27 protein-coding genes and 3 pseudogenes are annotated in these 25641 nt (G+C 64.2%); 16 read left to right on the forward strand and 14 right to left on the reverse strand.

Translation table 11 applies throughout. The features are described 5' to 3' along the window. Positions 1-1119: IS30 family transposase (locus AC1RIF_RS22140; protein WP_492603532.1), on the forward strand; the 1119-nt coding region annotated here is incomplete at its 5' end. Positions 1120-1123: 4 nt separating this feature from the next. Continuing rightward, positions 1124-1417 (forward strand): annotated as a pseudogene (locus tag AC1RIF_RS22145) (integrase core domain-containing protein); the annotation flags it as partial. Positions 1418-1914: 497 nt separating this feature from the next. Here the strand turns inward: AC1RIF_RS22145 and AC1RIF_RS22150 are convergent. From AC1RIF_RS22150 to AC1RIF_RS22170, 5 genes are all read right to left on the reverse strand, one after another. Continuing rightward, positions 1915-3000, reverse strand: coding sequence for a glycosyltransferase (locus AC1RIF_RS22150; RefSeq protein ID WP_492603533.1), 1086 nt, complete (start codon positions 2998-3000; stop codon positions 1915-1917). Positions 3001-3218: 218 nt separating this feature from the next. Next, positions 3219-3566 (reverse strand): DUF3024 domain-containing protein, encoded by a 348-nt coding sequence (locus tag AC1RIF_RS22155; RefSeq protein ID WP_492603534.1) that lies wholly within the window; start codon positions 3564-3566, stop codon positions 3219-3221. Between the two features lie 30 nt (positions 3567-3596). Then, positions 3597-4760 carry an IS30 family transposase gene (locus tag AC1RIF_RS22160; RefSeq protein WP_492603682.1) on the reverse strand — a complete coding sequence of 388 codons (1164 nt, stop codon included), beginning with the start codon at positions 4758-4760 and terminating at the stop codon, positions 3597-3599. A gap of 727 nt (positions 4761-5487) precedes the next feature. Beyond that, entirely contained in the window at positions 5488-6288 is an 801-nt protein-coding gene (locus tag AC1RIF_RS22165; protein WP_492603535.1) for a hypothetical protein, read from the reverse strand. A gap of 16 nt (positions 6289-6304) precedes the next feature. Next, positions 6305-7699, reverse strand: coding sequence for an LGFP repeat-containing protein (locus AC1RIF_RS22170; RefSeq protein ID WP_492603536.1), 1395 nt, complete (start codon positions 7697-7699; stop codon positions 6305-6307). A 550-nt stretch (positions 7700-8249) separates the two neighbouring features. On the opposite strand from AC1RIF_RS22170, the gene AC1RIF_RS22175 reads away from it, so the two are divergent. Together AC1RIF_RS22175 and AC1RIF_RS22180 are read left to right on the forward strand one after the other, a co-directional pair. Then, entirely contained in the window at positions 8250-8414 is a 165-nt protein-coding gene (locus AC1RIF_RS22175) for a hypothetical protein (protein WP_492603537.1), read from the forward strand. A gap of 140 nt (positions 8415-8554) precedes the next feature. Then, positions 8555-8770, forward strand: coding sequence for a hypothetical protein (locus AC1RIF_RS22180; RefSeq protein ID WP_492603538.1), 216 nt, complete (start codon positions 8555-8557; stop codon positions 8768-8770). Between the two features lie 101 nt (positions 8771-8871). Here the strand turns inward: AC1RIF_RS22180 and AC1RIF_RS22185 are convergent, their stop codons facing one another. The 4 genes from AC1RIF_RS22185 to AC1RIF_RS22200 all read right to left on the reverse strand — a co-directional run bounded on the left by AC1RIF_RS22185 (position 8872) and on the right by AC1RIF_RS22200 (position 10737). Further along, positions 8872-9012, reverse strand: coding sequence for a hypothetical protein (locus AC1RIF_RS22185; RefSeq protein WP_492603539.1), 141 nt, complete (start codon positions 9010-9012; stop codon positions 8872-8874). Positions 9013-9260: 248 nt separating this feature from the next. Next, the gene (locus tag AC1RIF_RS22190) at positions 9261-9554 is read right to left on the reverse strand and encodes a WhiB family transcriptional regulator (protein ID WP_492603540.1); all 294 of its coding nucleotides are present in this window, start codon (positions 9552-9554) and stop codon (positions 9261-9263) included. 20 nt (positions 9555-9574) lie between these two features. Further along, complete coding sequence (locus AC1RIF_RS22195) at positions 9575-10171, reverse strand: hypothetical protein (protein ID WP_492603541.1); 597 nt, start codon at positions 10169-10171, stop codon at positions 9575-9577. 161 nt (positions 10172-10332) lie between these two features. Next, positions 10333-10737 carry a MerR family transcriptional regulator gene (locus tag AC1RIF_RS22200; protein WP_492603542.1) on the reverse strand — a complete coding sequence of 135 codons (405 nt, stop codon included), beginning with the start codon at positions 10735-10737 and terminating at the stop codon, positions 10333-10335. Positions 10738-11357: 620 nt separating this feature from the next. Between AC1RIF_RS22200 and AC1RIF_RS22205 the strand changes: the two genes are divergently transcribed. Further along, positions 11358-11585: a hypothetical protein gene (locus AC1RIF_RS22205; RefSeq protein WP_492603543.1), complete on the forward strand. Its 228-nt coding sequence runs from the start codon at positions 11358-11360 to the stop codon at positions 11583-11585. Between the two features lie 127 nt (positions 11586-11712). Further along, a complete protein-coding gene (locus AC1RIF_RS22210) occupies positions 11713-12120 on the forward strand; it encodes a MerR family transcriptional regulator (RefSeq protein WP_492603683.1) in 408 nt (135 codons plus the stop codon). An 89-nt stretch (positions 12121-12209) separates the two neighbouring features. Here the strand turns inward: AC1RIF_RS22210 and AC1RIF_RS22215 are convergent, their stop codons facing one another. From AC1RIF_RS22215 to AC1RIF_RS22225, 3 genes are all read right to left on the reverse strand, one after another. After that, positions 12210-12413, reverse strand: coding sequence for a cold-shock protein (locus AC1RIF_RS22215; protein WP_107987593.1), 204 nt, complete (start codon positions 12411-12413; stop codon positions 12210-12212). Positions 12414-12661: 248 nt separating this feature from the next. Next, entirely contained in the window at positions 12662-12844 is a 183-nt protein-coding gene (locus AC1RIF_RS22220; protein WP_492603544.1) for a hypothetical protein, read from the reverse strand. A gap of 405 nt (positions 12845-13249) precedes the next feature. Beyond that, positions 13250-13939, reverse strand: a complete 690-nt coding sequence (locus AC1RIF_RS22225; protein WP_492603545.1) for a haloacid dehalogenase type II — start codon at positions 13937-13939, stop codon at positions 13250-13252. 307 nt (positions 13940-14246) lie between these two features. Here AC1RIF_RS22225 and AC1RIF_RS22230 point away from each other — a divergent pair, with 307 nt between their 5' ends. The 7 genes from AC1RIF_RS22230 to AC1RIF_RS22260 all read left to right on the forward strand — a co-directional run bounded on the left by AC1RIF_RS22230 (position 14247) and on the right by AC1RIF_RS22260 (position 21499). Then, on the forward strand, positions 14247-14786 hold the full coding sequence (locus AC1RIF_RS22230; RefSeq protein ID WP_492603546.1) for a hypothetical protein: 540 nt from the start codon (positions 14247-14249) through the stop codon (positions 14784-14786). Positions 14787-15399: 613 nt separating this feature from the next. Continuing rightward, positions 15400-15903, forward strand: a complete 504-nt coding sequence (locus AC1RIF_RS22235) for a hypothetical protein (protein WP_492603547.1) — start codon at positions 15400-15402, stop codon at positions 15901-15903. 180 nt (positions 15904-16083) lie between these two features. Further along, entirely contained in the window at positions 16084-17910 is a 1827-nt protein-coding gene (locus AC1RIF_RS22240; protein WP_492603548.1) for an LAGLIDADG family homing endonuclease, read from the forward strand. Positions 17911-17946: 36 nt separating this feature from the next. Next, on the forward strand, positions 17947-18270 hold the full coding sequence (locus tag AC1RIF_RS22245; protein WP_492603549.1) for a hypothetical protein: 324 nt from the start codon (positions 17947-17949) through the stop codon (positions 18268-18270). Positions 18271-18685: 415 nt separating this feature from the next. After that, entirely contained in the window at positions 18686-19501 is an 816-nt protein-coding gene (locus AC1RIF_RS22250; protein WP_492603550.1) for a DUF8832 domain-containing protein, read from the forward strand. 42 nt (positions 19502-19543) lie between these two features. Further along, the gene (locus AC1RIF_RS22255; RefSeq protein WP_492603551.1) at positions 19544-20116 is read left to right on the forward strand and encodes a carboxymuconolactone decarboxylase family protein; all 573 of its coding nucleotides are present in this window, start codon (positions 19544-19546) and stop codon (positions 20114-20116) included. Between the two features lie 54 nt (positions 20117-20170). After that, entirely contained in the window at positions 20171-21499 is a 1329-nt protein-coding gene (locus AC1RIF_RS22260) for an MFS transporter (protein ID WP_492603552.1), read from the forward strand. 580 nt (positions 21500-22079) lie between these two features. Here AC1RIF_RS22260 and AC1RIF_RS22265 read toward each other — a convergent pair. Next, a pseudogene (locus AC1RIF_RS22265) lies at positions 22080-22651 on the reverse strand (dihydrofolate reductase family protein). Positions 22652-22699: 48 nt separating this feature from the next. On the opposite strand from AC1RIF_RS22265, the pseudogene AC1RIF_RS22270 reads away from it, so the two are divergent. The 3 genes and pseudogenes from AC1RIF_RS22270 to AC1RIF_RS22280 form a co-directional block, all read left to right on the forward strand. Next, positions 22700-22867, forward strand: a pseudogene (locus tag AC1RIF_RS22270) (ATP-dependent DNA ligase); the annotation flags it as partial. Between the two features lie 164 nt (positions 22868-23031). Beyond that, positions 23032-23424, forward strand: coding sequence for a site-specific integrase (locus AC1RIF_RS22275; RefSeq protein ID WP_492603553.1), 393 nt, complete (start codon positions 23032-23034; stop codon positions 23422-23424). Positions 23425-23979: 555 nt separating this feature from the next. Further along, positions 23980-24771 carry an alpha/beta fold hydrolase gene (locus AC1RIF_RS22280; RefSeq protein WP_492603554.1) on the forward strand — a complete coding sequence of 264 codons (792 nt, stop codon included), beginning with the start codon at positions 23980-23982 and terminating at the stop codon, positions 24769-24771. A gap of 332 nt (positions 24772-25103) precedes the next feature. On the opposite strand, the gene AC1RIF_RS22285 is transcribed toward AC1RIF_RS22280, so the two are convergent. Beyond that, positions 25104-25583 carry a GNAT family N-acetyltransferase gene (locus AC1RIF_RS22285; RefSeq protein WP_492603555.1) on the reverse strand — a complete coding sequence of 160 codons (480 nt, stop codon included), beginning with the start codon at positions 25581-25583 and terminating at the stop codon, positions 25104-25106. Positions 25584-25641 lie beyond the last annotated feature (58 nt).

Below are 25641 nucleotides of genomic sequence, written 5' to 3' on the forward strand. Positions count from 1 at the left end.
CAGGAATTCGGAGTCCGCGAGATCGCCCGCCGAATCGGACGCGACCCCGGGACGATCTCGCGTGAGCTGCGTCGCAACGCAGCCACCCGGAGCGGTAAGCAGGTCTACCGGGCTCTGGTGGCGCAGTGGAAGGCTCAGCATGCCGCGAAACGTCCGAAGACTGCGAAGCTGGTCGGCAACGATGTGTTGCGGGAGTACGTGCAGGAGCGGCTCGCCGGCAACGTTCGGCACCCCGACGGGAGCGTCGTTGCGGGCCCGGTGACACCGGTGTGGAAGGGATTGAACAAGCCGCATCGGCAGGACAGGAGGTGGGCGACGGCGTGGAGCCCGGAACAGATCTCGCAGCGGCTGAAGGTGGATTTCCCTGATGATGAGTCCATGCGCATCAGCCACGAGGCCATCTACCAGTCACTGTTCATCGAAGGCCGGGGCGCCCTGAAACGCGAACTGGTGACGTGTCTGCGTACCGGCCGCGCGCTGCGGGAGCCTCGGGCGCGGTCACAGAACAAACCACAAGGGCACGTCACCGCGAATGTCGTTCTCTCAGAACGCCCGGCTGAAGCCTCCGATCGAGCGGTCCCCGGCCACTGGGAAGGTGATCTGATCATCGGCACCGGCCGCTCCGCGATCGGCACACTTGTCGAGCGCAGCAGCCGATCCGTCCTCCTCGTTCACCTTCCTCGGCTGGACGGCTGGGGAGAGAAGCCACCAGTGAAGAACGGCACCTCGCTCGGCGGCTACGGCGCCGTCGCGATGAACGCCGCGCTGGCAGCCTCGATGGCAAGGCTCCCCAGCCAGCTCCGCAAGACCCTTACCTGGGACCGCGGGAAGGAACTCTCCGGGCATGCCCAGTTCACGCTCGACACCGGCACGAGAGTGTTCTTCGCCGATCCACACTCACCGTGGCAGCGACCAACGAACGAGAACACGAACGGTATTCTGCGCCAGTACTTCCCGAAGGGAACCGATCTGTCTCGTTGGTCTGCCGAAGATCTTGAAGCGGTTGCCTTGGCGGTGAACAACAGACCGCGAAAGATCCTTGACTGGAAGACCCCCGCCGAAGTCTTCGACGAACAGCTACGCTCAATCCAGCAGTCCGGTGTTGCATCGACCAGTTGAACACGCCCAGTTTCGATCACGAAAGTTCGTCCACGCTCTCGGTCGGCATGCGATGGTCGGGTCGATGGGCCGGGTCGGTGCGTGCGGCGACAATGCCGCGATGGAATCGTTCTTCGCGCTGCTGCAGAAGAACGTCCTCGACCGTCAGCCCTGGGCCACCCGTGACGACCTCCGGATCGCGATCGTCACTTGGATCGAACGGACCTACCACCGCCGCCGACGCCAGAGCAGGCTCGGCAAATTGACCCCCGCCGAATACGAGACCACCATGACCACACCAGCCACTCAGGCTGCGTGACCGAATCTGTCACCTGATCGTGCAGCAGTCCCCTCGATCTATCGAAGAGCTCGGAGCTCGTGAACACCATCACCAGAGGTCGATCCCTGCGGCCGGCTCGCACCACAAGCAGGACACCACCGAAACCCTCCACGCCGGGTGAGCCGCGCCGTTCTGTGTAAAGGCATCCCGCAAAGACGGCCGCCAGGAACCCATAAGCGTCACACCCACACGGCGCGGAGGGCCGGTCCGCACGCAGGCTTTCGGCCCGCGTAGCAATCAATTAGGAACCCTCTCGGACCGGGTCCCGGACATCCCTGTCACTTTCATCCCTCAGAACCGTGCCACCTATCGCTGGAAGTCACACGCTTTGAGCGCCCGGTCGCAGGCCGTCCTGTTTGACGATCGTCAAGCAGGACACCTGAACCGATGTCAGCGTCACGGTCGGAGGTCGACGCCTGTACGACCGAGTCGGCCGTTGGGCGGGCGGATCCAGGCGCCGCAAAGGACGCCAGCGCTCACACCGATTCGCTCGAAACTTCTTGACCCATCATGTTCTCCAAGTCTGGCGTGATCAATGCAGCGCAGGGCAGCTCGGCGATCTCGTCACGCACACGCTGGGCTCCGTCCCGCAGGGGGTCCGAGGTCAGGGTGGTACGTGCTGCTTCGCGGAGTTCGTCGGACGACACTGCGATCGCATCGAGTGCGATCCCGGCATCCAGGGCGGTCAGGCGCTGGGCATTGAGTTCTTGGTCTGCCCCCATTGGCAGTGTGATCACGGGGATGCCGTGGGCCAACGCGCCGATGACACTTCCGGACCCGGCGTGGTTGACGACAAGATCGCAGTGCGGCAGCACTGCCGATTGCGGTATGAACTGTTCGATCCGAATGTTGTCGGCGGCGACAGGGATGGCGGCGGGATCGATGTTTCTGCCGGTGGTCGCGAGGACTCGCACGGGCAAGGTACGCAGTCCCTTGAGTGCGCGTGTGAACAAGTCGCCGGACTCGGTGTTGAAGACTGTTCCGAGGGTCAAGTACACGCGTCGCGGCTCGTCGCCAGCGGCAAGCCAGTCGACGGCAGGGTATCGACCGGTGTCGGGCTCGGATTCGGCCCGGATCGATAGTGCGGTTGGGGGGAGCGGGAAGTCGGGATGCCGGAAAGAACGTGGAAAGGGTGAAACGACAAGGTCGCGAGTCAGTTCGGTGCCAGCGGGATCATCTCGCAGTCCGTGGACTGCTCGGAGATGCGCCAACGGCTCACGGATTCGTTCCATTCGGGTTAGGGCGCCGGAGGCAATGACATTGACGACGGCCCGCGGGACGTGGGCCTGTTCGGCCGCGAGCATTGCCCCGAAGTCCATCTCGTCGCAGATCACCAGATCCGGTTTCCAGTGGTCGATGACTCCGCGCACGTGACCGAAGCGCCGGGCGGCGAGTGCGCCCGCAAAGTGTGTGCCGATCACCGAGAACTCGTGGTCGAGGTCGGGCGTGACGAGCCTGCCGGTCGAGTCCCCAGTGGGAGCTGACGTCGTAGTCCCGACCGGAAAATAGGCGTCGAACCCGCCGATCCCGTTGACGATGTTCGCCTGACCGCACACGCCCACCCGGTGTCCGATAGTTCGGAGTGCACGCGCGATCGGACGTAGGGGATTGAGGTGACCGACCCCACCGGCGAAGGAGACGAGGACTCTTCTGTGGCGTTGCACGCCCACCATTCTGTCCGGGTGCTGATCAGACAGCGGACAGGGTCGTGGGGATGCGGTCGGTAGTAGCGACGATTCCAGTTCGAGGAACAGATCAGCGCATCACAGACTGTAGTGGGTCAGCCCCAGAAGATCGGGTCTCCGCTGTTTTCGATGTGGTCGAGCAAGTCCTGTACGTACGGGCTCGGTTCCAAGAACGCGTAGCGGTGGAAGGTGAGGTTGCGGTCCCGCCAGTACAGGGTCCACAGTCCGGTTTTCTTGGTGTAGTGCAGCCGGGCGATCGGAAACCGGGCCCATTGGGGGCCGAGGTCCTCCCGCCACGGCGGCCGGCATTCGCAGATCGTCAGATGGCGCGACGCGATGTCGCATTCGACTCGGATCTCATGGCGGTACTGTTCGGGAACTCTGCTCTCGCAGTACTTCACGACCCGAGCGACGTCGAGTTCGGGAAGTCCGGTGGCAGCCATAGCCATCATCATGCCAACCGCAGGTGGGCGCTATTCGGCTGCGGCGGTGCCGAGCACCAGCGCCTCCCGCTGGCGTGGGCTGTGCCAATCGAGCACACGGCGAGGCCTGTTGTTCAGTCTGGTCGCGATCACGTCGAGGTCGTCCTGGGTGAAGCCGCACAGGTCAGCGTTCTTGCGCAGGTACTGACGAAGGAGCCCGTTCGTGTTCTCGTTCGTCCCGCGTTGCCACGGATGATGTGGAGCGCAGAAGTACACCGGCATGTCCAGGGCTGTGGTGATCCGCTCGTGCTCGGCCATCTCCCGTCCCCCATCCCACGTCAGCGACCGACGTAGCTGCGGCTGCAGCTGCGCCAGATAGCAGATCAGCGCATCCGCCACCGCATGGGCGCGGTATCCGTCCGGGAGCGCCACCACATGCGTGACACGGGTGTGTCGGTCCACCAGCGTGGCGACCGCCGACGGCCGTGTGCCGAAGACCAGGTCGCCCTCCAGATGCCCGGGAGCGCTGCGGGTGTCCGCGTCGTTGCCGCGTTGGTCGATGGAGATCATGTTGGGTATCCGACCCCGACCGTGTGATCGCTTCTTCCCTCGCGGCCGGCGGATCGGTCGGTCGGTTCGCAACTGATGAAAGAGTTTGCTGTCGAACACTTTACGAGCCGGAACATACAGACACCGGTAGATGGTTTCGTGTGAGATCCACATCTGCGGATCGGCCGGATGCTCGAGCCGCAGCCAGACGGAGATCTGCTGCGGGGACCACTGCTCGTTCAGCTGGGTCGTGATGATCTCCCGCAGGACCGGCCGCGAAGACAGGATCGACTCCTTTGGGCGCCGAGCCCGGTCATACGCCGCAGAATCGGCAGTCACAGCCCGGTAGACGTCGCGGCCGCCGTTGCGGGCGATCTCTCGGGACACCGTCGACGACGCTCGCCCCAGCTTGTCAGCGATCACCCGAGCACTGTCCCCGGCAGCGATCCCCCGGGAAATCGCTTCACGCTCATCTGCGGTGAGATGTTCGGCCCGACGTCGTCGCGGTGTCGGGCGGATGCCACCGGACTCACGCAGAAAACGACGAATCCGAGGCATCGTCACCCCCAGGACGCGCTCTATTTCCCGCAACGACTCCCCGCGTCGATGGAGATCCCAGATCAGATTCTCCTGCTCAGCAGTGAACCCGCGCGCCTTGCTGCCCATCCAAGCCCCCACAGTCACGCATCATTTCATCAGCAGTGATGCGCTGATCTGTTGAGACCAAGGACGTTTCCGAACAGAGGCCGCGACCGACCGCCACGGGTGTGATCTTCGGCTGTAAGTGGCGTGGTTCTGACGGCCGAAAGTGGCAGGTATCCCACGGTCTCCGTCAAGGGCCTAAGGCCCAGTTCCACACCGTGGGTTGCTCGACGGCCCCACCCATGCGGGACGGCAGCACAACCAGAGGGAAGAGGAATGTGGCGACGGCACGATCTGGGCACGCTGATTCGCTGACGTCTACCCTGCCGGCATCGACCGACGGGTGGCCGAGATCGTGTTCGAGCAGCTCGCCCACGGTGAGGTGGTAGACGGCGGCGATCCGGTACAGCCACGACGACACGCTTAACCATGTCGGGGCGCGCGGTGGATCGGCCACCGCGGGGCCGATCTCAACTCGGACTCCGATGCCGTCAACACGCCGGACTCGGCGACCACCTTCCCCTCCACGGTCACCGGCACCACCATCGGCGCTCCCTACGGGCATGGGCCGGACGATAGTGCACACCACGTCTGACAGCAGACGATCAGAAGACTCGTCACGGCCCTTCGTTCGCCCAGGACGTCGTAAAGCCGACTTCTGAAACTGATACCGAGGGTCGGTTCAGTCGCCATCTGCTGGCACCCGCTCTGGACCCGGGCCCGTCACAAACGCTTGCCCGGCAAGTCTTCTTCAAAGACGAATGCTGGTGAGTATGGAAGTAGTTATGCCAGCCATTTTACAGGAACGAACAATGTGCGCCATCAGATAGCTACAGATATCGATCGAGAATTCCGGCAACGAAACATAGGTCGCGACTTTTCGGGTGCTGCTGCCTATCCAGGCGCCACGATTCATCTCTTCAGGCTCTTCGAGAAGATATGAAGAAGAGTCGGATATGGAAGCGCTGCCGAAGCGAATGCCATCCCGTTCACAAGCCTTATTCAACTCATCGACGATCTGTGTTGCATTGCGTACGCAGGTGTCGTCTTCGCCGCCGTCGATCTCGACCCGCAAAACAGCTGACTTCGCTGGATCCGACGTGGCGCACAAACCTTCGAACCCTTCCGGCCACGGAGCAGCGGCGTATCCGACTGGAAGGATCATTTGCACACCGACGAGGGACACGAGCCCTACGCGCTCCAACGTCTTCTCAGCACACACGCCCAACTGAGCTATCGGTAGACCGACTTGCTTCGCCAAATTTGACGGACAGGTCTGTACCCACAGTAGGTGGACGGCGGTGCCATCAACCTCGCTGGACCAATTTCCTCCGGCGTCGTTCATCCCCCACATTTCAGCTTTGCGCTGGGGGTCTGCCGGAGTGAGGCCGCTGTATTCGGGGTACGTCGCTGAGCTAGACCATTTGAGCGCCTCGGCGTATGCGTTGAAAAGGCTGTACGCGTCTTCGTTCATGGTTTCGGTATTGATCCAGGGGTGGCGGCGGAGGGTGCCGTATATCGAGATGAAGCACTCATCCGCCGCCACTACCATCTGTTCAGCCCATCTTCTAGCTGCAGTTGAATTCTCTTGTCGGACCGTAGTGTTTGTTCCCCGGATCCGGTGCGCCAATGATATCGACGTCGACCTCGCCCCGCCAAGTCTTAGGACCGAAGCCCACGCAGGGTGTATTCGCTGCTGCTCGGTTAGCGCCTCCGCCGCCCGAGTACAGGTTGTCCTTCGAGCCTAGTGCTCCGCGGTCCACCCACGAGCCATCGGGCTCCATGCTCTGCAACTGGACCGTGACGTTGGCTCTGGTTCCCTCAGCACATCCACTCCTCTCCTTCCACCATCCGTGGACCGAAGCCTTATCTTTGACGACCGTGCCGTCGGGCATTTTCCATGTCGAGTAGTGGGGCAAATCCGCCTTGCCGTCGAATTTGCATATTTTGAGACCGCCCGCCGCATCTTGATACTCGAACTCGCCGCTGAAGATAGTATAAATTCCGATGGTTCCGCCTTGAAATTCCTGTGTGATGGTACCGCTCGGCAGATCTATCTGCTCCGCAATCGGGTAACCCCAACCGCCGTCCTCGTATCTATCGTCCCCCCACCGGTTGAGGACGTCACCTCGAACGGTGTAGGCGCCGGTCGTGGGCGACCAGTAGATGACGCCGTGTTCGAATCGAGCCATGCGGCCCTGGCCGTCCGGTAGTCCGAATTCATCACCGATGATGTATCCAAGAAGGCTTCCCCCCGGCGCTGTTCCTCCAACGGAGTTCCACTTGTCTCGGACCGGCCCATTCTTGATGGCGGAGCCGATGGCGTTCTGGATGGCAACATAGATCGCGCCGGTCTCAAATTCCTGTAGGCGGCCGCCGTCTGGGAGTACGATCTCGTCTGTGAGCGGATACTTCAGCCACCCGGCTTCGTATCCATGGATTCCCCAGCGATTCAAGAAGCTGTTGACGACTGGATGGGCGCCGCCGGCCACCGACCAGTAGATCGGTCCATTGAGGAATTCAGTGCGCTTGCCGGTGTCCCCCGGGTTGGTGAGCTCGTTCGTTTTCGGGAACGACAGGAAGCTGCCGGGGCCGCCCAGGCTGTTGTACTTGTCCTTGATCGCCCCACACACCTCGTAGGGCGACGGCCAGTACACCTGGCACCCCGGAGCGACGCGCGCAATCTTCAGACGGGCTTCCATGGTCTCAGCCTTGTCGGCATCTGCCTTGGTGAACGGCTCCGGAATTTCTTCGCGATCCGAACGCATCTGCCCCGGAACCACCGTCGATTTCGGGTTCTCGGTTGGCGCCCAATCCGGATCCGGTTCAGCGGTCTTCGATGACAGCACGGGATCGTCTGCCGATACCGGCTGCTGCGGTGCTGGACGCGCCGACTCTGTCGGTGCGCTCGCGGGCTCAGTGACTGCGACACCAGCACCGGTCATGAGCAGTGTTGCCGCCACCGCAACCGTAGTGAGCGACCGGGCCCCCGCCCTCCGGAGTCGAGACCTGCCAGCCAAGCCGGCTAGCGATTGGTAATTCAAGATAATTCCCCCGTTCCTGAGTGTTTCCTGTGAACCTCCTAGTTCTAATCGGACAGCAGGGGTATTCGGCCCGTAACGGGCAAACCGAGCATCTCGGTTAGGTCTCAAAGTAGACGGATAGGTCTGGTTGAGGAGCGCCCTCATAGGCCACCAGCACCACTACCGCCGCTCCCCGCGCAGCAGGGCACACCACTCCCACTGGCGCGGGGTGGATTCGCGCGTGTACTGCCAGATCGGTGTCCGAGTGCTCGATTCGAGGAGCGCACGCACAGTGACCACCCCGTCACCGGCGGGTGGCAGTTGGACGAACCGGAGTGGGAACGCGATGACCGATCCGACTCGAGGAGGCGGTATCTCGCGATCCTCGATCGCGACGGCTTCGACTTCGACGGAAAGCGTTCGACGTCCTGTCATGAGCCCTTCCACGCAGTAGTCACACGGCCGATGCTATTCGCACGACCGCGTCGGTGTGTATCTCGGTGACGGCTCGATCTACGACAGCCCGCTGCCGTACGTGGACGCCACGAGCCAGCAGCTGATCGACGAGACCGTTGCTCGCGGTGGCTACCTGGAGTTCAGCGTGAACGATCCCGCAATCTGGGGCAGCCGCTTCGACATAATCCAGGAGTGGTGAGCATGAAGGCAGTAGTGAAGATCGCGGCCGCGGCGGCCAGCGCGTGTGCCGCCTAGGTACTCGGCGCCGGGACGGCATCGGCGTTCACGGTGCAGCCGATCGAGGGCAACACCAGGATTGAGGTCAATCACGGTGAAGCTGTGGCGCTCTCGCAGGTCCGCATTGCGGGTCCGCTGCTGAATCCGCTGTACCCGCAGATGACGAAGGTGTGGTACGGCACGCCCGGACTCCGCGCGGGCGACGCGGCCCAGCAGTCCATCGACCTGGCCGCCACGCAGGGGAACGGTGGCGCCGGCATGATCATCTACGGGCCGATCCACAATCCGGACTTCTTGAGGTTCTACCACTACGAGTGACCGAAACAGGTAGGCCCGCCCCGACACCATGTCGGTGCGAGCCTACTGCTTGCTTGAGGTGTGTCGGTCCCGCGATTCACCCTCGGAATGTCCGAAATTCCTTAGGTTCCGTCCCGCCCGGATTTCTGGTGTGGGATCAGCTCGTGGCGGCGCATCGGGAATGGGTATGCGCCGGGCGCGTTCTCGTCGACCGGCTTGATGATGATCCGGTCGGGGTCGTCCTCGTCGAGGGCATCGGTCACGAAGACCGACACTCCGTCTGGGCGGATCCGGACCAGGCTCCCAATCCGCATTGCTGCCTTTCTCCGCGCTGGTGATCTGTTGGCGCGCCGGGCATGTCAGCGCTGGTAGTGACTGAATAGCGTGGCGTGGATCTGATCGGTCTTGCTGGGCCGGTCCGGCTGGGCGGTCGCGGCGGTCGGTCTGGGCGTCGCCGGCCGTCTGCTGCTGCTGGTGGTGTTGGCGTTGCTGTGCATGTTGGTGGCCTCTCTCATGCTGCGGTCCGGGATCGGCGGAGTCGGTCACGTACGGCGGGTGTGGTTCCGCCCCAGATCCCGTGCTTCTCACGTTGAGCGATGGCGTGCTCCAGGCAGTCCGCGCGTACTGGGCAGCCTCTGCATATCCGCATCGCCTTGTCGGCTTTCCTCGTCTCGAGCTTCTCCGGGAAAAAGAGGTCCGGAGCGGTCTTACATGGTCCGCGGTCGCGCCACCGCATATTCTCCCCCACTGTTGTTGCGTTCCTTCCATGCTCGTTGCATCCGGGGTGCCCCTCCAACCCCTTCATTTCCCCCGGTTGCGTTGCGTTCAGCGCCGGTTGTCGGCGGCGTGGTTGGTGTCGGGATCGTCGGCAACCGGTTGCTCGTCGATCCGGAGTTCGTTGTACACGCCGAGCTGGCTGACGATGCGGTCTGCGACGTCGTCGAGTACAGGTTCGATGGCCTCGAGCTGGTTATGGCTCGCGTTGACTCGTGCTGCTCGTTCAGCATCCGCGGCTTCTCGCTGTGCTCGGGTCTTCTCGATCGCGGCTCGGCGCGCTGGTGCGGCGAGCTCCACGTCGAATGCCTCGACTTGCTGAACGAGGGCGGTGAGTCGGTTCGATCCGCCCTGGACGTGTTCGGCGCAGGATTCGAGAACCGTTCGGGATTGCTCGATAGCGCTGGCCGGGTCCGCCGGTTGTGTCGGCGCGACGCCCACTCCGGGTGCCATATCGGCGAGTTCGTTGTCGATTTCCGTTCCGACCTTGAGGTGTTGTGCGAGTTCCCACAGGGCCGGCATCGAGGTCGATGTTGGTGAGCCAGCCGTCCTGATAGGCGGTGGATTGGCGGATTCGGCAGCCAATGCCACCGGCGCGGCCGAGGTGCGAGCTGTCGCTACGGGTGCCAGACTCGTCAGCACCGCCATCGGTGTCACGCAGCATCACGGCTGCAGGCTAAACGTCCCCACCGCCATCCGGCGCTGCCCATGCATCGAGGTTCCTCGAGCGGGTGCGGAACAACGGTGACGTCGGTCAGCGAAGTCTCCCGGGTCGCCTCATCAGTGCGTCCATGTGTCACCGGCCATCCTCAGTCGGTGGTGTCCGCAGGGGGCTCGGCCTGACTCGGGTGTTGTTGCGCCTGGCGGAGTTCGGTGTTGATGCGTTGGGCTTCGGTGAGTTGGTCTTCGAGGATGATGATGCGGCAGGCGGCCTCGATGGGGGTGCCCTGGTCGATGAGTTCTCTGGCGCGGGCGGCGATGCGGAGCTGGTAGCGGGAGTAGCGGCGGTGGCCGCCTCCGGATCGCAGCGGGATGATCAGTTTCGCGGTGTCGAGGCTACGGAGGAAGGCTTGCGTGACGCCGAGGAGTTCGGCGGCTCGGCCCATGCTGTAGGCCGGGAAGTCCTCGTCGTCGAACTTGTCTCCCGGGCCGCTGGCGTTCGGGCTGCTGTTATCTGGCTTCGGCGGAATGTGCGTGACGCCTTTCGTATGCACGGACGGGGGCCCCGGCGCCTGTACGGTGCCGGGGCCCGAGGGGATTTACTTACCCAGACCGGCCATCAGGCCGGCATCCTTACCTGTTCCCCGCCTCGGTGGACGGGACGCGATCGTGTAACAGCTGACCGTGCACCACCTCCCAGTCGGGGATCTTCCTTCGACGTTCCGGGGCAGCGATCTCGCTACCGCCCCGGAAGCGGCACCCAACTCACCGGCGCCGCAGGTCCTGCATCTACCCATTCCCTGCATTTCTCTACCGAGGCGATCTAGCTGCCAGGTAGATGGCGGGACGCATCGAGTCCTTCGACAAACACATCAACACACCTTCTCGACGCGTCCCGCCCTACTTACCAGTTCTTTCCTTCATGCAGGTAGTTCGTCCTCTACCTGCCTTCTCGGATCCTTCTGTATCGACAAGAGGAACAGTACAACGGGCAATCAGGATTGTCTACAGTCGCCGCTACAGACTTTCTGTGACAGTCGTCACCCACGCCAATGTGCAGGTCACGGCATCGAAAGCGGTTCCGGCGGTGGCATATCCGCGGAGGTAGGGGCGGACTGCGCATATCCTGCCTCCGGTTCGCTTCGGTCAACCGCTCACTGACAGAATGGAACCCATGCCCCTCACCCTCGATGCAGCGTTCTGGCGCCGCATATATGCGGACCGACAGCACGTGCACGACGAGCGGGAACGGGTGACCCGAACAGGCAGACGCCGGCCGGTCGAGGATGACGCGGTGCGGGCGGTCCCGCTCAGTCATGCCGCAGCGATGAACTCTGCACGGGCGGAGTTGGCTGCCGTGGCGCGGGCCGTGGAGAACCTGCACGGGGTCGTTCACCCCTGAAAGGGGCTCGCCCCACAAGGTTCGGCGATACGGCGGTGGCCCGGGTTCGGTGCGCGCCTGGAGTCGGGCGGTCCGCGTGTGGGCGGTCTATCGTGTCAGGTGTCGGGTTGTTGAAGCTGCAACGACGATCGATGCGGAGGGCACGGTGGCACCGGATACGGTTTCGACGGATCGCTCGAGTCGTGGCGTGTACGGCATCTCGGTTGCCTCGGAGCTGTCCGGGGTGGGCCTGCAGACGCTGCGGCTGTACGAGCGTCGCGGCCTGATCTCACCGGACCGCACGGTGGGGGGAACCCGCCGCTACAGCCCGAACGACCTACGGCGACTGGAACGGATCAGCGAGCTCGTCGGGTTGGGGGTCAACCTCACCGGCATCGCCACCATCCTGGATCTGGACGATGCTCGCGCACGCCTGCTCGGGGAGAACGCGCTCTTGGCAGAGGCGCACCGCACCCGGCGGCAACACCCCACTCCGGGGCTGGGGTACGGCACGGCGTTCTCGGATCGGTCTGCGCGGCTTGAGTTTTCCCGATAACGCGAAACACATCGGGCCCCGCCCCCTTGCATAGGAGGGGCGGGGCCCGACGTGGCCTCACATCCCCGCGAGGGGGAGAGCGGGGTGGATCAGATTACGGTGATACCGGTCGCCTGGGGGCCCTTGGCGCCCTGACCGATCTCGAACCGCACCTGCTGGTTCTCTTCGAGGCTGCGGAACCCGCCGCTCTGAATCTCCGAAAAGTGCGCGAAGACGTCAGCGGAACCGTCCGAAGGTGCGATGAAGCCGAACCCCTTCTCGGAGTTGAACCACTTCACGGTGCCCTCTGCCATGTATATCTCCTCTTGTCATGCTCAACAGCTCTACCGAAAATGGGTAGGGCTGGGCCGGTATCACACGACGGCGATTCCTGAACAGGAGATCCATCCGCCCGCAATAAGGATTTGCGAGCGTGGCAAAACGCGAACAAAAACTACGACCAAACACAGTCAACCACACATTCGACGGTAAGCCCGCATTCGGTCGGAACGCCGCTATGGTCGGTCGCGATATCGGTGACGAAAAGTGTTGTCGCAGAAGACTATCGGGCGCTGAAGAGTGCGCGATGGATCTCCTCGCTGCTTCTCGACGCCGGGCGAGAAGCAGTGGTGACGATACTGGTGATCTTTTCGGTGGCCGTGTGGTTCGCGCCGCTATCGCCCTCCGCTTCGGCCCGCGGATCGTAGAAAAGTCGTCCGTTGACCGGATCATGCTTGCTGTTCACGGCGTGTCCCTTTTATCTGTCGGTATCGCACGAAAGCGGCGGGCGCCCGGGCGACCGGGCGCAGCTCCGCGCGAGGATGTCGAAGGCCCCGCCGCCGACGCAGGTATACGCCGCGGCTGACTTCGTGTACTCGATCACCCAGCCCGCTGTCTGGGGTGTGAAGAGGTCGGCACGGAACAAGCAAGTCTCCGGGCGCCTTCCCCCACTGTACGGCTCGCCCGAAGAACCGGCAGCCGGCCACGAACTTCTGTCCTCCGCGCGACCGCGCGGACCGTCTCCTCCGTGAGGTCGGCGTCGAGCCAGCTATGGATGGGGGAGGCGATCTGCACCGGCCCGCGAATCTCCCGGCTTCGTTTCGGCGCGGGGCGGACAACCGATGCTCACGGTTTCGAGGTCCTCGGCCGCCTAGGGCAGCATCCGGATGTCGTCCACTCGGTGATCGAACTCCTCTGTAGTGTCGTCGACCGCGTCCTCGATGCGGCCGAACTCCTCGGGCCGGTACACGAAGATTGTCTTCAGTCCTTCAGCGCGAGCGGCGCGAAGATCGTACGGATGCGATGCCACCATGGCGGTCCGCTCCGGCCGGGTCCCGAGGTAGCGGCACGTTCGCTGATAGACGAACGGCTCAGGCTTGAAGGCCCCGAACACCTCCGCAGTCAGGACCGCATCCCAGTCCATCCCGAGGTCCTTGAAAAGTCTGACCATCGTCGACATGTCAGTATTCGACAGTGATGCCACGATGGCTTCCGACCGAACACGGCGGAGCCCATCCGGTACGTCAGTCCACGGGACGAGCTTCTTCCATGCTGCCGCCAATCGGGAGTGGTCTGACTCGGGGATCGTGATTCCGAGTTCAGCGCAGACCGAGTGCAGACCTGCAGCGTAGGCGTCCTGGACCGGATGCCAGTTCTGCGCTGACTGATCGGCTTTCGCGATTCGCTCGAAGTAGTCTCGCCGCCAGGCTCGCGTGATGTTCCCAGGAAGCTCGGCATCCGGCGGGCATCCGAGGTAGTCGGCTACTGCCGACGTCACCGGCGAGAAGAAGTCCATGAGAGTGCCTTGCACATCGAAGACGTACGCGTCGTAGAGCGCCACTTCAATCTCCCATCACTACCCAGATCGACCGCGATCCCAGAAAACGATTGCGCGCGTGCGTGACCTACAGACTAGCGACGCAGGGATCGAGACCGATCGATCTCTCGGTCGGCCGGCCGACCGGTCTCGCGTTCGCTCTGGTACCACGCACGCTCGCTCGCCCCGCCCTACGCCCTTCGTGTGTCCGATGGCGCGGAAGAACAACACTGGACCTCACCGTGAGCGGCGTGGGAGAGGTCGGCACAGGGCGGAGACCCTTGCCCGTACGGTCTGCCCGACCTGATCGTCAACTGGGAGGTCCGAACCGATGCCCACCCGTTCCACATTCGGAGCCCGCGCAGGTGCTGCGGCGAAAGCGAAGGCGAAACAGAAGGGAATCGAAGTCCTCCGGGACTGGCTGGCCCTGACGTGGTTCACTGACTCCACCCCAGTGTTCGGGCTCCGCCGCAACGTCTGGAACTGGGTCCTCCTCGCTGGCACCGCGGCCGCCGGCTACTTCGTCGGCGCGAAGACTCCCTTGGTGATCGCTGCAGTGCTCGGCGTCGGACTGCTCGTCACTGTCGGCCGCGCGGCGCGGGTCATGCCCGCCCGCCGCCGGTTCGTCGATGCTCTGATCGAGGACACCCGGCAGGTTGCCGGCCATCCCAGGTCGACCACGTCAGTGCCGGTCCTGCCCGCTTCCCGTGTCAAGGTCACCCGGTGGGGGACGAAGAACCGGCCCGCTGCGCTCGCTGTCACCATCTCCAAGACCGCACCGGCTGCCCCACCGTTGGCCCGAGGGTTGCTTGAGAAGGCCCTCGACCAGATCCCGAACCCGAACCCGCACAGCGAGGCAGGTGGCGGCTGAGTGTACTCCACCAACCCGGCCACTGGACAGCTCCAGGCCGAAGCCGTCCCGGCCGGCGACGAACGCTTGCACCAGCATCGTGAGATCGCTTTCCTTCGAACGAAGTTCACCGACTGGTTCAAGATCAATCTCAAGCAGCTCGCCGCGGACCACTACGACCTGCAGGTCACCGAGTGGACGACCCGCGAACACCCCACCGACGGACCGGTCCCCGTCCCGGCCGGGATCCGGTTCATGTACGGATCCCACAACGTAGCCGCCCAGGACGTGCGGGACGGCATCGAACGCGGCTGCGACAGCGAGTACCGCCGCGGCCTCGAATGGACGGCACACTCGAGATCGCTGGAGTCGACTCCGACTCCAGCGACGCGAAACGCAAGCGCTCGGCCCGCTGGGTCGCCGACCTCGTCGCAGGACAGGCCTCACGAAGCAAGGATTCGGTCAGCTCCCAGGTCACCGGTTGGCAGGAGGAAGTGCACGGGGACCCCTGGGTGCCCATCGCATTCACCGCAGACTTCGGGTCGAACGCCTTCACCACCGGCCGTGACCAACGCGCCGTCGAGAAGAAGCACCCGTCGCGCTGCCGGCGCAGGTCCAGGTCCAGTTCGGCGCGTTGGACGTATCCAAGCCGGACACCCGAGACGCATTCGAGCAGCACTACGACGGCCTGTATACCGCGTGCGACTGGCACTACGACTGGCGATCCGCCGAAGGCCTCGTCCAGCTGACCGCAGTCCCCCGACTCGCGAACGCAATTCCGTTACCCGAGAACGGAACCCCTTTGTTCGAGGAGGTGGTCGACAAATTCCGCGATGGCAAGATCTACATCGGCCCACAGAAGGGTGGCGGCACCTTCTACTGGGACCTCAACAATTGCGCGCACGGGTTGATCGGCGGCCGCACCGGCGCTGGGGAAGCTCTGTCGGTCGACACAACGATGCTGACGACCATCGGGTGGCGTCGTCTCGGTGACCTTGCGATCGGCGACCAGGTGTTCGACGAGAACGGGCGGCCGTGCACGGTCACAGGGGTTTACGACCAGCCGTTGTCCGACTCATGCTTCGAGGTCGAGTTCTCCGACTGCACCGTCATCGTCGCGGATGACGCCCACCTGTGACGGACCGAAGACCGCGCCGCGCGCCGGTCTCGCTCGGCGAATGCAAGCGGCCCCTCTGTGTCCATTCGGCAGCGGAAGCCGTGGCTGGCGCCCGAGGTCACTGGCCGGCTGCGTGCGGAAGCTGATGCAGCGCGCCCGGACGACGTCATCTCGATCCCCGAGGTAGCAGAACTCATTGGTGTGTCAGGGACGACCAAGCGCATCCATGATCTGGCGAAGTCGATCGGCGCGGCCCGGGAACGCCGGACTGTCCACCGCACCTACCACTACGCGCAGCAGCAGGTTCGGCAGCGGCAGAAGGTTCGCGTCTACTCGGGTGCAGCGCTGTGCGACTACCTAATCGGCCGTGTCCGGTCCCCGCGTGCGCGCGGTGAACTCGTCACCCATGTGGACGCATTGCTGGCGGTCTGTGCCCACAATCGCACCCACGACGACTTGACGGCTGAGGACATCGCTGCTGGACTTGGCATTGCGGCGAAAACCGTTCGGAAGTGGCTGATCAACGCATCCCACCTGTCCAGCCGGCTCGGCGTTCGTGAAGTCACACTCGATGTGCCGGAACGGACGGTTGAACGACTCGGCCCTGCCGTCGCCTTGTATCCGAAGGGCGCGCTCCTACGCATGGTCGCCGTCCATGGCGACCAGCCGCTGTGGGATCAGCGTGAGCGGATGGCGATCGGGCAGGTACGCACCACCAACGAGATCCGTCACTCCCTCCGCACTGACAGCGGTCACCTCAACCATTCGGTCCCCGTGAGCAAGCCGTTGCAGTACCCGGACGCGGTGCTGCCGATCGGCCCTTACACGCTCGGCGCCTGGCTGGGCGACGGCACTGCCCGCGGAGGACAGCTCACCAGTATGGATCCGGAGGTGATCGACCGGATCCGGCTCGACGGCTACGACGTTCATGTCGTCACACACACCGCTGGCACGGTCGCGCCTCTCTACCGGGTGGGCGGGTTGACGACCGCACTGCGAACAGAGGGGCTCCTCAAGACGCGGTCCGGCGAAGCAATGAAGCGGATTCCGCGCCGCTACCTCGAGGCCGGTGAACAGCAGCGCCGTGAACTGTTGGCTGGACTCCTCGACACCGACGGCACCGTGGCCCCTGGTGGGGCAGTCGAGTTCACCAACACCAACGAGCACCTCGCGAACGATGCACTCGAGCTGGCACGCGGCCTGGGCTACCGGGCGACGCTACGGGCGAACCCAGCCAAGCAACGGCGTCGCCTGCGGCATCGCGTAACTCGCCCACGACGAACGCGCCCGCGCGGCGAACACTCCCGCCACGACAGCCGATACATCGTCGACGTCCGCAAGATCGCACCGACACCAATGCGCTGCATCTCCGTCGACTCCCCCACCCGCCAGTTCCTGGCCGGCGAAGCTCTTGTCCCCACCCACAACTCAGTCGCGCTGGACATCATCCTGTTTCTCACGTTGTGGTGCAGTGATGTAGCGGAGATCATCGTGTGTGACCCGAAGCGAACGGACTTCACGTGGACTCCCGAGTTCCCCGCGGTCATGCGGTTCGCGGCCTGGGCGATCGAGATCGTCGACGCGGTCGCCTACGTGCGTCAGGAGATGGACCGCCGCCAGTCGCTGCTGAAGAAGCGCGGCGTGCGGAACCTGCGATACCTCCGCCAGCTGTATGCCGAGAATCCGGAGCTCGAGGCCGAGGACGGCCCCGCACCGAAGCGCCTGATCCTGTTCTTCGACGAGCTCGCGAACTTCTGGATGAAGTCCGACAACGAAGACATCGAGGGGCAGAAGGTCACCGCCCGGTCGCAGATGGAGGAGCTTGGACAGCTCGCCCGCGCGCTCGAGATCAACATGATCCTGGTGGCGCAGAAGCCCGACAAGGACCGCATGTCTACGCAGCTCAAGGAGATGTGCGAGTTCTGTCTGTGTGTGGGCCCGGTCAACGAGTACACCTCGAAGCAGATCCTCGATACCAACCACGGCACACGGTTCCCCGAGGAGGGCACCCTGGAGGGCCGCGCGTAAGCGACCACGAGCGAATTGGGATACCAGGTCGTTCACGTGCCGTATCTGCCGAACGCGACGGAGCAGTGCCCGTGGGATCCGTCGTTGATGATCACCGGGTCGAAGGACCGCCTGCGTGCGCTGCTCTCCGCCCAGGGCTACCAGCAGGTGATGGTTCCGAACTCCGATGGTGGCCGTGAGCCTCGTTGGGTTTTGGCGGATACTCCGGCACTGGAAGTCGGGGAGATACCTTCGCCTGCTCTGACGAAGGCCCCGGAGCCGGCTCCTGCGCAGGAGCCGGTGTTGCCCCAAGGAGCCCCCGAGCCAGCCGGCGTGGCCGCGGCGGCCGCGGGAAAGGACGACTGGGACGACGGTTGGTGAGGGCGCGGACGGCCCGCGGTGTTCGTGTCGTGGAGAAAGGAGAACGCCGCCTCGTGGAGCACGAGGCGGCGTTCTGTGTGTAACTGTGCGCTGGCAGGGTTCGAACAGAGCGGGGTCAGCGTGTTGTGGCCGATCACGGAGGGACCGAAGAAGGTCTCACCGCCGAGGAAGTACCGCTACCCCTGCCCGGAGTCGATGTATCCGCCACCGGGGACGTCGGTGATCCGGTAGTTGGCAGGTCCGATCGGCGAGTGCAGCGTCAAGACACCGTTGTTGATGTTTGGCCGGAGAGTATGCCGGTGTCCGGATTATCTGTCGGACACCGTCACGCCCATCTATAGATACATACCCCTGGGGGGTATGGTACCTTTCGGTGGAAGCGCACGAGAACACACAGCACGACGATGGAGGCACCATGAAGCACGAATCCAGCCACAGTGATCACAGCGGTCACAGCAGCGCCCAGGCCGGCGGACTCGCGGTCTCCGAGCACGGGTACACCCTCGACTTCGACTCGCCCATCCGCACCAGCGGCCGACAGCCCGTGTCCTTCCGGGTCATCGGCCCCGGCGGGCAGGCGGTCACCGAGTTCACACCCGAGCACGACAAGGAGCTGCACTTCATCGCCGTTCGCCGCGACACGGCCGGCTTCCAGCACGTGCACCCGATCATGGGCGAGTCGGGGACCTGGAGCGTCGAGCTCGACCTGACCCCCGGGGTCTGGCGGTTCTTCGCGGATTTCCACCCGACCGGCCACGACGGCACCATGACACTGGGGATCGACGCCTCTGTCGCCGGGCAGTATGAGCCCCAGCCGCTCCCTGCGGCAGTGCGCACCGCGCACATCGGCGAATACACCGTCACCCTCGACGGGGAGCTCCTCCCCGGCCAGGCGAGCGAGCTCATGCTCAGCGTCGGCAGGAACGGCCAGCCGGTCACCGATTTGGAGCCCTACCTCGCCGCCTATGGGCACCTGGTGGCGCTGCGCGTCGGCGACCTCGGGTATCTCCACGTCCACCCGGAGGGAGCGCCCGGCGACGGCGTGAGCGCGCCCGGGCCGGACATCAGGTTCATGGCGTCCGCACCCTCACCCGGCTACTACCGCCTCTACCTGGATTTCCAGCACGACGGCGTGGTCCGGACGGCGGAGTTCACGGTGCACGCCGCCTCGGGACACGAAGCGCACGCGGGACACGAAGGACACGGCCATCATGGCCACCACCAGCATTGATCGGCGCCGCGACGCGGCAGCGCACCAGCGGACAGGCGCACCATGAGTTCCACCGAAGCCCCTCACCAAGCGCCCGGAAGCACCACGCCCCGCTTTGCCCGGCTCACCCCCGACACGGCGGTCGGCGCGTCCCGGGATCTGCTGTCCGACCTGGTCTCCCGCCACGGCCAGGTTGGGGACATGGTCTCCACGATGGCGCATTCGCCAGCGGTCCTGGGCGGCTACCTCCAGCTCAGCCGGGCGATGAAGCGGGCCAAGCTCAACCGCGGGGTCGGTGAGCGCATCTCTATCGCGATCCAGGCCCAGCAAGGCTGCCGACTGTGTCTGGACTCCCACGTCGTCGCGGCCCGCGCCGCGGGGGTCGACGACGAGGAGATCACCCGTGCCCGTGCCGGCGCCTCGGCCGATCCCGCGATCACGGCGATCATCGCCCTGGCCCTGCAGATCTACCGTGAGCCGGCGACCATCACCGACGAGCAGGTCGACGCGCTGCGCGGCCACGGCTACAGCGACCGAGCGATCGCCGACGTCGTCGGCATCGTCGCATTGAACATCCTCACCGGCGCCTTCAACCTGGTCGCCGGCCTGACACCAGAACTCGACAACAGTCCGTAGACACCACACCCTCGCCAGAGTCGGTGCCCCTCGATGCGGACAGGAAAGGAAACCATGCGCCTGTTCGCAAACCGCGACTACCGCCACTTGCTCAGCGCCCAGGTCATCGCCTTGTTCGGCACCGGACTGACCACGGTCGCCCTCGCGCTGTTCGCCTACGACCTCGCGGGCCCGCGCGCAGGCCAGGTCCTCGGCACCGCCCTGACGATCAAGATGGTCATGTACGTGGTCATCGCCCCGCTCGCAGCGGCGTACGTCGACCGGCTGCCCCGACGGATGTTCCTCGTCCTACTGGACATGGTGCGCGCCGCAGTGGTTCTCGCCCTGCCGTTCATCAGCGAGATCTGGCACATCTACGTCTTGATCGGCCTGCTCCAGGCGGCGTCGGCCGCCTTCACACCGACGTTCCAGGCCGTGATCCCCGATATCGTGCCCGACAAGGACGACTACACCCGCGCCCTGTCCGCCTCTCAGGTCGCCTACACCATGGAGAGCCTGCTCAGCCCCGTGCTGGCCGCAGTCGCCCTGACCTTCATGACGTTCAACTGGCTGTTCGTCGGCACCTCGATCGGCTTCGTCCTCTCTGCCCTCCTCGTCCTGTCGACCCGCATTCCCAATGCCCAACCCAGCGCCCACGCCAACGCCTGGGACCGGGCCGCGGCAGGGATCAGGCGGTTCGCAAAGACACCACGGCTCCGTGGCATCATGGCGCTGAACCTGGTGGTCGCGTCGGCGGGATCGATCGTGATCGTCAACACCGTCAACTACGTTCGCGACAACCTGGGCGGGTCGCAGACCGATGTCGCGTGGATGCTCGCCGCCTCTGGCGGCGGAACCCTGCTGGTGGCCCTCGTGCTCCCGCGCATCCTGGACCGGATCGGCGAGCGCACCGTCATGATGACCGGGGCCGCGGTCCTCGTCATTGGCACGCTGGCCGCGGTCACGCTCACCGCGTCGGACCTGACCAGCAAGGTCGCAACGGCCCTGGTGTGGGTCGTGATCGGCAGCGGCATGGCGTTGGTCGTCACCCCGACAGGGGCCGTCCTGCGCGGTTCGGTTCAGCCGCCTGAGATTCCCGAGGTCTTCGCGGCCCAGTTCTCGCTCTCGCACTTCGCCTGGTTGATCACCTATCCCATCGCCGGCTGGCTCAGCACGAACTCCGGATTCACCGTCACCTGGTCCGTCCTCGCCGTGCTCGCCGTGGCAGGGACCGTTGCCGCGCTCTCCTTGTGGCCGCGACACGACGTACATGACGCCCATGAAGCCGTGAGCGTGCCCGCAGGACCCGTACGCTCCGCGCCCAACCCGGAGGCAATCACGGAGGCCGGCGTTGCGGAAGGCACCCTGGCCGCATGCCAGTGCTCCAGCCTGCGCGCCTCGTGAAGGACGTAGCGGCTGACTAGAGAGCGGTTCCGGGCTCGGCAGCAGAGAGCTTCACCGACTTACACGGGGCCGGTCAGTGACCGAAGTGCGGGGATTCCGACTTCGGGGCGCGGCTGTGCTGTTGCACCTCCGACAGGATGGAGAGCTTCGCCGCCATTTTCGGTGCGTTGTGGCTCCAGGAGTTCTTCCAGGGTCACGCCCGCGGGACGACCGAGCCGCTGGCCGGCGGCTACAACCACCCCGGATCGGGTGTACTGATTGATGGATCCTCAACCAGGACGCCCGATTCGGGTCCGGGAACGAATCTCACCCTGGGGAGCGGTGTGGAGTTGATCGGTAAGTGGCGGCATTCTGTGACAGCTTGGTGCCGTTAATCGCCGATGACGAGGATGCTGGCGGCGGCTTCGATTACGGCCGTCGGTGATCGTCTCGAGTTCGTTCATCCGCAGAACTCGCCGGACCTGGGGAACAACCGCTCGATGATGCGGAAGTTGCCGTCCGGGTTGAGGGTTCGACCCAGGCGCTTGTGGTGCCGCTCGAGCGAACAGCAGTATTTCCCCCACAGCTCAGAGAATCACGCTCAGCGCTTCGTCTTGTACCTGGTTATGGCCACGCCGCAGGGAAACGTCCGCGTCTCCACCAGGTTCAGGTTCACCCAACTGTCCAGCGCGGTGAAGAACGGAGTGCCGCCACCCACCAGGACCGGATGGGTGGCCAGTGCGTACTCGTCGATCAGCCCGGCCCGCATGGCCGCCCCTGCGAGTGTTGCCCCGCCGATGCTCATCGGGCCGCCGTCTTCGGCCTTGAGCCGGGTGATCTCGGCGACCGCGTCGCCGGTGACCAGGCGGGTGTTCCAGTCGACCTTCTCGATCGTCGAGGAGAACACCACCTTCGGCGTATCTCGCCAGTTCCGCGCAAACTCAATCTCCGCCGGGGTGGCGTTGGGCTGCTGGTCGCCAGTGGGCCAGTAGGCCAGTAGGAGCTTATTGCCTCCCAGAGCTTGCGCCCGTACAGCAACAGGCCGCTCGCCCGCTCCTGATCGAGCCACCACTGGAACAATTCGTCGCTCGGCGCGCTCCAACCAATGTCGTCGCTGGCCGCGGCGATGTAGCCGTCCAAGGTCAGGTTCATGCCAAAGATCAGTTTCCGCATGGCGCCAGCCTTCTGTCAGTCGGTCTCCAGCGGTTCCCCACCTTTGTCTGGACCGGCGTCGATGGCGACCGGATGCTCGACCTGGCCCGCGAGCACCACCTCGAGGGTGTGGTCGCGAAGCGCGTCGACTCCACCTATCGGCCTGGCCAGCGGGGACCGGTCTGGATCAAGACCCCGCTGCGCAAGAACACCGAGGCGATCGTCGTGGGCTGGGTCTTCCGCGAAGAATTGCATCCGATGCACGAAACCCGCTCCGAAAGCCCCTGTAGCTGAGGATGGTAGGGCACATCCCCTATGTCTGTTGATTGGCCCCTCAACCTGCATCCTTGTCAAGAAACGCGCATTTGATGCACGATTCGATCATTGAACGAGGATGTGCGATGGCTTCGTTGGACGGAGAGCCACCGGGATCGGCGAGGTTAGAGCCGGTCGACGGCGTGGCATTGCTGCGCGCAGAAGACGCTGTCCTGAAGGCGATGCTGCAGAGCTGGGAAGCGCAGCAGGTCGGCGGCCGGGGTTTGCGGCGGACCACGGTGCGTGATCGTCGCGGAGTGGTTCAACGATTCCTCGACTACACGAACGAGTGCCCATGGCACTGGACAGCGCAGCACCTGGATGAGTGGATGCTGGATTTGGTGAGTCAACGCCACCGGGTGAGATCCACGATTCGCAACTACCAGTGCGCAGTGAAGTCGTTCTGCGACTATCTGAAGGGGTCGATCCGCCGTACAGGTGCGATATCCGATTGCGATCCGACCGACATTGCAGATTGATCAGTGCGCACCCGGCATGTCCCTTTGTCGGGAGTCGTGTCGTCTCGCAAGCGTTTGAAACTGGGTGCCGCAGGCTGCCGCTGCTGACGACGCAGCTACGCACCGACTTCCCGTCACCGCCTAGCGCGCAGGACCTTCAAGTTGCTCGCACAACTGGTCAAGCTTCATCTGCTGAGCCCGTTGGGTCATCACCTCGTAAACGAGTGCCACAAGGCACTCAGTCGGGGCATGATCTCGGCAGGACACTCGAGGAGCGCTCCCGGGATCGGGCCGCTGTGGGCATCGAGCCATACGCCGTCCCTCGGGATCGGGTTGGATCAGTCTGCTCGAGACGCGACGGACGCCTCCCCCGATCGACGCCGAGATCCAACGCCAGGCACGCGCCAGTCTGAAGAACTACCCAGCACGGGGCGGCAGCTCATCGAGAGGTGCATTGGAAGGGACGCTACGCCCGATGGCTGGGGGCGAGCGTTGGCTCGAAGGGGTGCATTCTGATGCTGGTGTAACTAGACTATGCACCCATACCCCGTACACGTATCCCGGAGGATGGTCGACGTGTCGACGGACATGTGTTTCAGAAGGCAAGGCGCACAGATCGCTTACCAACTCGCTGGCACCGGCGCCCCGGTGGGATATGCGCACGGCGTTCTACTCAGCCGTTCAGCCGTTCGTGGTCTGAACTTGTTCGATATCGACGGTGCGGCCCACGGGCGCAGATTGCTGACCTATGACCAACGAGGCCATGGTTTCTCGACGGGGCGCCCGGTTGTCGACGACTACCGTTTTGAGAACTTCAGCCGAGATCTCCTCGGGCTGATGGATTTCGTCGGCTTCGACGAACCGGTGGATTTCATCGGCTCGTCACTGGGCTGTGACGTGGCACTGCGGTCTGCGATCGCCGCACCCCACAGATTTCGTCGTCTGGTGCTGATGATCCCACCCGTCGCCTGGGAGAGCGGTCCGAATTCGGCGCGGCAATGGTACTTCGACGCCGCTGACACGATTGAATCCGCGGGGCCGGACGTGTGGCTTGATCGATGGGCGCACAGCGATCCGCCGGCCATTTTCACGGACTATCCAGAGTTCAACTTCACCCCCGACGTCCCGGACTGGCTGCTCGCTCCGGTTCTCAGAGGCGTCGGACTGTCTGATCTACCTGCACCCGAGGCCATAGCGACACTTGGACATCCGACCATGATCCTGGCATGGGACACCGACCCATTGCATCCGATCTCGACTGCCAGGAAGCTCAACCACCTCATCTCGGATTCGAATTTGCACATATCGACTTCGGTGGACGACGTCAGGACCTGGACCGAGCGCACCGCCACCTTTCTCTCCATCTGAATCTCCTTTTGCATCAACCAAATCGGCGGCGGCCAAATGAATCCTCCGCTTGGCGGCCTAGTTGGAATCCCGCTAGGTGCGATCACGGCGGAAGGCGCCAGAGCTGCCGGCGATTGCTTCGAGTAGGTGGGTGTCTCTGCCGAACTGACGGTGCGGCCGCCTTCCTACCGCGACTGAAATCCGGATTTGACGATGGAATCCGCGTCGAGCTCGCTGGAACTGCCCACGCGGACAGGTCGACGCCGAGGCGCCGACGCCACCTCCGCCAGCGGCCTCACGATATGTGGCGAAGGTTCATCAAGTCTGGTGGAGCTCGTCCCGTCGGCCGGTCGTCAAACAGGGCAGCTCCAACCAGGCCAGTGAGGGTCAGCGAGCAACGCGGGCCGCAAGGCCACTCGGAAGCGCTCAACCCCGGGATGCAGCTCGCCGAGCGATGTGGTGCTGAATCCAATCGACCGATAGAACCCGACTGCTTCGCGATCCGTCTGAGCTTCGATCGGGTCCCCGGGGTACTGGGCTTCAACCCACCGGATCATCGCGGCGCCCACACCTTTCCGTTGCCAACGCCGATTCGTCGCGATATGAAGCAGCTCGGTTCTGCCGTAGGTATCCGGATAGTCAGTCTGTCGGTATCCGACGATCCCGACGAGGCGGACCTCTGAGGACGCTGCCGCCAGCTTCGCCTGGCCGGCTAGATGGCTCGTGCGGGCACGCTTGGTTCGCTCGGGATCTGATCCACCCACAGCGAGTTGCAGTAGGTCAACAACACCGTCGACGTCAGCGGTTGTCGGCTCGACCACGAATGTCGTCATGGCAAGCGACGCTAACAGCGACAACCTCTTGCTCGTCCATCGTCAAACAGGACAGCCC

Source organism: Prescottella sp. GW823-FHT02E09 (genome assembly GCF_058797375.1).

Coding starts and splice junctions, on each gene's coding strand:
- AC1RIF_RS22155 (WP_492603534.1), bottom strand. CDS start 3,566: ATGGCTGCCACCGGACTTCCCGAACTCGACGTCGCTCGGGTCGTGAAG.
- AC1RIF_RS22160 (WP_492603682.1), bottom strand. CDS start 4,760: ATGGGCAGCAAGGCGCGCGGGTTCACTGCTGAGCAGGAGAATCTGATC.
- AC1RIF_RS22165 (WP_492603535.1), bottom strand. CDS start 6,288: ATGGTAGTGGCGGCGGATGAGTGCTTCATCTCGATATACGGCACCCTC.
- AC1RIF_RS22190 (WP_492603540.1), bottom strand. CDS start 9,554: ATGAAGGGGTTGGAGGGGCACCCCGGATGCAACGAGCATGGAAGGAAC.
- AC1RIF_RS22195 (WP_492603541.1), bottom strand. CDS start 10,171: ATGGCGGTGCTGACGAGTCTGGCACCCGTAGCGACAGCTCGCACCTCG.
- AC1RIF_RS22205 (WP_492603543.1), top strand. CDS start 11,358: ATGCCCCTCACCCTCGATGCAGCGTTCTGGCGCCGCATATATGCGGAC.
- AC1RIF_RS22215 (WP_107987593.1), bottom strand. CDS start 12,413: ATGGCAGAGGGCACCGTGAAGTGGTTCAACTCCGAGAAGGGGTTCGGC.
- AC1RIF_RS22230 (WP_492603546.1), top strand. CDS start 14,247: ATGCCCACCCGTTCCACATTCGGAGCCCGCGCAGGTGCTGCGGCGAAA.
- AC1RIF_RS22250 (WP_492603550.1), top strand. CDS start 18,686: ATGAAGCACGAATCCAGCCACAGTGATCACAGCGGTCACAGCAGCGCC.
- AC1RIF_RS22255 (WP_492603551.1), top strand. CDS start 19,544: ATGAGTTCCACCGAAGCCCCTCACCAAGCGCCCGGAAGCACCACGCCC.
- AC1RIF_RS22260 (WP_492603552.1), top strand. CDS start 20,171: ATGCGCCTGTTCGCAAACCGCGACTACCGCCACTTGCTCAGCGCCCAG.
- AC1RIF_RS22275 (WP_492603553.1), top strand. CDS start 23,032: ATGGCTTCGTTGGACGGAGAGCCACCGGGATCGGCGAGGTTAGAGCCG.
- AC1RIF_RS22285 (WP_492603555.1), bottom strand. CDS start 25,583: ATGACGACATTCGTGGTCGAGCCGACAACCGCTGACGTCGACGGTGTT.